Genomic DNA, 3,672 nt, shown 5'->3' with positions numbered 1-3,672 from the left:
GGCAAGATCCTGATGGCCACCGTCAAGGGCGACGTCCACGACATCGGCAAGAACATCGTGGGCGTGGTCCTGCAGTGCAATAATTACGAGGTCATCGACCTGGGCGTCATGGTCCCGGCCGACCGGATCCTGGACGAGGCCATCGCCCACAAGGTCGACATCGTGGGTCTGAGCGGCCTGATCACGCCCAGCCTGGACGAGATGGTCTATGTGGCCAGCGAGATGGAGCGGCGGGGCTTCAACATCCCGCTGCTGATCGGCGGGGCGACCACGTCGAAGACCCACACGGCCGTGAAGATCGAACCGCAATACAAGGCCGGCTCCACCACCTATGTGCTGGACGCCAGCCGCGCCGTGGGGGTGGTCTCGGGCCTGCTCTCGCCCAGCGAGAAGGTGCGGCTGCAGGCCGAGACCCGGGCCGACTACATCAAGGTGCGCGAGCAGTTCGCACGGGGGCAGGGGAACCGGGCGCGCTCGACCCTGGCCGAAGCCCGCGCCAACGCCTTCGTGCCGGACTGGACGACCTATGACCCGCCCAAGCCCAGCTTCATCGGCACTCGGACCTTCACGGCGTACGACCTGGCCGATCTCGCCAAGCACATCGACTGGTCGCCGTTCTTCGCGAGCTGGGAGCTGATCGGCCGCTTCCCGCAGATCCTGGAGGACGACGTGGTCGGCGCCGCCGCCCGCGACCTCTACAAGGACGCCCAGGCGATGCTGGAGAAGATCATCGCCGAGACGTGGTTTGAGGCGCGCGGCGTGGTCGGGTTCTGGCCCGCCCAGGCCGACGGCGACGACGTGGTGCTCTATGAGGACGAGGGCCGGACGAAGGAGCTGACCCGCCTGCACACCCTGCGCCAGCAGATGCCGAAATCGCAGACCCAGGCCGACGGCGGCCGCGCCAACGTGGCGCTCAGCGACTTCGTGGCGCCGCTCGGCGGCAAGCCCGACTGGATGGGCGGCTTCGCCGTCACCGCCGGCCATGGCGAGCTGGAGATCGCCCAAAAGTTCAAGGCGGCCGGCGACGACTACAACGCCATCCTGGCCGCGGCCCTCGCCGACCGGCTGGCCGAGGCCTTCGCCGAGGCCCTGCACCGCAAGGTGCGCACCGAGCTCTGGGGCTACGCCCCTGACGAGCCCTTCGACATCGACGCCCTGATCGCCGAGAAATACCGCGGCATCCGCCCGGCGGCGGGCTATCCGGCCCAGCCGGACCACACCGAGAAAGCCGAGCTTTTCCGTATCTTGGGCGCGGAAGCTCAGACAGGGATGCAGCTCACCGAGAGCTTCGCCATGAACCCGCCGGCCAGCGTCTCGGGGGTCTATTTCTCCCATCCCGACAGCCACTATTTCGGCGTCGGCCGGATCGAGAAGGACCAGGTCGAGGACTATGCCAAGCGCAAGGGCTGGGACCTGAAGACCGCCGAGCGGTGGCTGGCGCCGATCCTCAACTACGAGCCGACGTAGGGGGTGAGCCGCGTCGGAGGCGGCCGTCGCCAACGGCCAACCCACCTCCTATTCCGGGGAGGTGGGCGGTCTCTGCCGATACCAGGCCAGCTGCTCGCTGGTGGCCAGCAGGCGGCCGTCGCGCGACCAGTAGCTGGAGCGCTCGTCCGAGGCGCCGCCGCCGCCGACCCGGCCCTCGCACTCGATCAGGATGAAGTCGTCGGCGAGCGCGGTCAGGTCGTCGGCCTGGGCGTGCAGATAGACGGTGAGCGACAGGGTCGTCGTCATCACCCGGTCCAGCGCGTACATCACCCGCGGCGCGGAATTGTCGGTGACCATGGCCAGCAGCGCCTTGTCCCACATCCCATGGCGCGGGCGCACCCAGGCGAGCGAGCGGGAATCGCCGCCCGGCTTGGGCGGGAAGCCGTCCAGGGTCCGCCGCTCGAAGGCCGAGGCGCCGAAATGCAGGGCGCCGCCCGGGTGATCGGGGCTGGGCAGGTCCTCGGGCGCCGGCGCCTGGGGCATGGCCGCGAAGGCGAAGGGCGGGGTGGCCGGGCGGCGCGCCAGGGTGACCATGCCGTGCACGCCCACGTCGTCCTGGCTCTGGGGCCGCAGCTCGACCTCCCAGACCCCGATGGAGCCGCCCTGGCGCAGGCGCCGCGTGCGCACGTCCAAGTCGCCGGCCGGCAGGCCCGCGGCGTAGGTCAGCGTCATGGACAGCGCCTCGCCCGCCGCCTCAGGCTCGACCTCCAGCACCCGGACGCACAGGCCCAGGGCATAGCCGCCCCAAAGCCCGCCGCCCGGATTGCGCCACGCCTGGGCGGCGTGGGTGGTCCAGCGGCCGGGGGCGAGGGGTGGAGGTCGATGTCGTAGGCGGGGTTGGTGGTGGCGGTCATGGGGGGAGTTTAGCGGGCGGGGGGGAGGGGTCGCAATGTTGGGGAGGGCGCCTGGAGCAGCGCGATATTCAGGGTGTGCCAGGGCGCAGAAGTAGGTGGGTGAGTAGGCAGGAATGGACCAGGTAAGCTTGATTGAGCGGCGGTTGCACGAGAGGTGCTTTGGGCGAGTTGAGGCAAACCTCAACTCGTGATTAGCATACCCAAATGAGGATTCGATCATTTCGCCTGTGCGGGGTACGATGCTTTGAGGATACCGGCGATGTATTCCTCGGCCCTGGATGCAATATTTTTCTGGGCCAGAACAACGCGGGAAAGTCTACCCTTCTTCGCGGCATTACATCCTGGCAAATAAACCCCTTCGTCACCACGTCCGACGCGAGACCAGGTAGTCAACTTGTATCGAGAGAAATCGTCCTGGAAGGCTTTCAGCCAGACGACCATCTTAGAATGCGGGCTTCTAATTCGACGGTACAGCGATTTGTCCGGGTTCTAAAGGGGTCGAATCCTGAAGAAGGCGCTATTTCAACTAGAGTAATCGGCGACGATGACCCTCTCTTTGAGAGGGAGTGGCCTCGAAATTTCGTGATCCCGTTTGCTGCCAAACGGAAAGCATCTGGCTATGATCAAAATGTAAATCGAAGCGCTCAGGCGGTCGTTAGCGGCACATTTCATCAATTGTACGCTAGAATTGATCGAGTAGCATCTCCGGGTACCTTAGCTCATGAGTTTTATAGTTCCGCCGTGAAGGAAATTTTGGGTGTATTTATAGGTACCCAGTCAGCCGTTAACGGAAAGCAGGCTGGATACTACTACGACGAAGACACATTCGTTCCGCTGGATCAAATGGGTGACGGGGTCTCTGAAATTGTAGCGCTTATTGTCGACCTAAGCTTAGCGAACGGAAAAGTTTTCGTTCTTGAAGAGCCTGAGACCAATTTGCATCCGAAGGGCTTAAAGGCGTTACTCAATCTCGTAAGGGAGAGTGCCAGCAAAAACCAATTCATTATAGCGACACATTCAAATATAGTCCTCCGAGAACTTGGAACAGATCCAACTTCACGCGTTTTCCGAGTTCACAAGCAAGGTGATCAATCAGATAGCCCATCCTCAGTCATCAAGGTCGAAAGAGGACATCAAGAAAATTTGGAACTCCTTCGAGAGCTTGGTTACGAGTTTGGAGATTTCGACCTTCACGATGGTTGGCTATTCCTTGAAGAGAGTTCCGCCGAGTTTGTTGTTCGGGAAATACTAATCCCTTGGTTCACGCCAAAACTTAGGGGGCGATTGCGCACTTTCTCTGCGGCCGGTGTTGATAATTTAGAACCAAGTG

3 protein-coding genes and 1 pseudogene are annotated in these 3,672 nt (G+C 63.0%); 3 read left to right on the top strand and 1 reads right to left on the bottom strand.

The annotated features are described in order from the left end of the window. Positions 1 to 1,467 (top strand): vitamin B12 dependent-methionine synthase activation domain-containing protein (locus RMO04_RS06600; protein WP_309643992.1); only part of this gene is annotated, 1,467 nt, incomplete at its 5' end. 48 nt (positions 1,468 to 1,515) lie between these two features. Here the strand turns inward: RMO04_RS06600 and RMO04_RS06595 are convergent. Then, positions 1,516 to 2,562, bottom strand: coding sequence for a thioesterase family protein (locus tag RMO04_RS06595; RefSeq protein ID WP_309643991.1), 1,047 nt, complete (start codon positions 2,560 to 2,562; stop codon positions 1,516 to 1,518). Here RMO04_RS06595 and RMO04_RS21165 point away from each other — a divergent pair. Both RMO04_RS21165 and RMO04_RS06590 read left to right on the top strand, forming a co-directional pair. Then, a pseudogene (locus tag RMO04_RS21165) lies at positions 2,547 to 2,672 on the top strand (AAA family ATPase); the annotation flags it as partial. The gene RMO04_RS06595 and the pseudogene RMO04_RS21165 sit on opposite strands and share 16 nt — an antisense overlap. 252 nt (positions 2,673 to 2,924) lie before the next feature. Continuing rightward, the coding region (locus tag RMO04_RS06590; RefSeq protein ID WP_309643990.1) for an AAA family ATPase at positions 2,925 to 3,672 on the top strand (748 nt) is incomplete at its 3' end.

This window comes from Phenylobacterium sp. (assembly GCF_031412415.1).
Lineage (GTDB): Bacteria > Pseudomonadota > Alphaproteobacteria > Caulobacterales > Caulobacteraceae > Phenylobacterium.
The sequence above is the reverse complement of the archived record's forward strand: the minus strand, read 5'-3'. Positions and strand labels throughout refer to the sequence as shown.

Excerpts from the sequence above, each read along its gene's own strand:
- RMO04_RS06595 (WP_309643991.1), bottom strand. The coding sequence starts at position 2,562 with ATGATCGAATCCTCATTTGGGTATGCTAATCACGAGTTGAGGTTTGCC.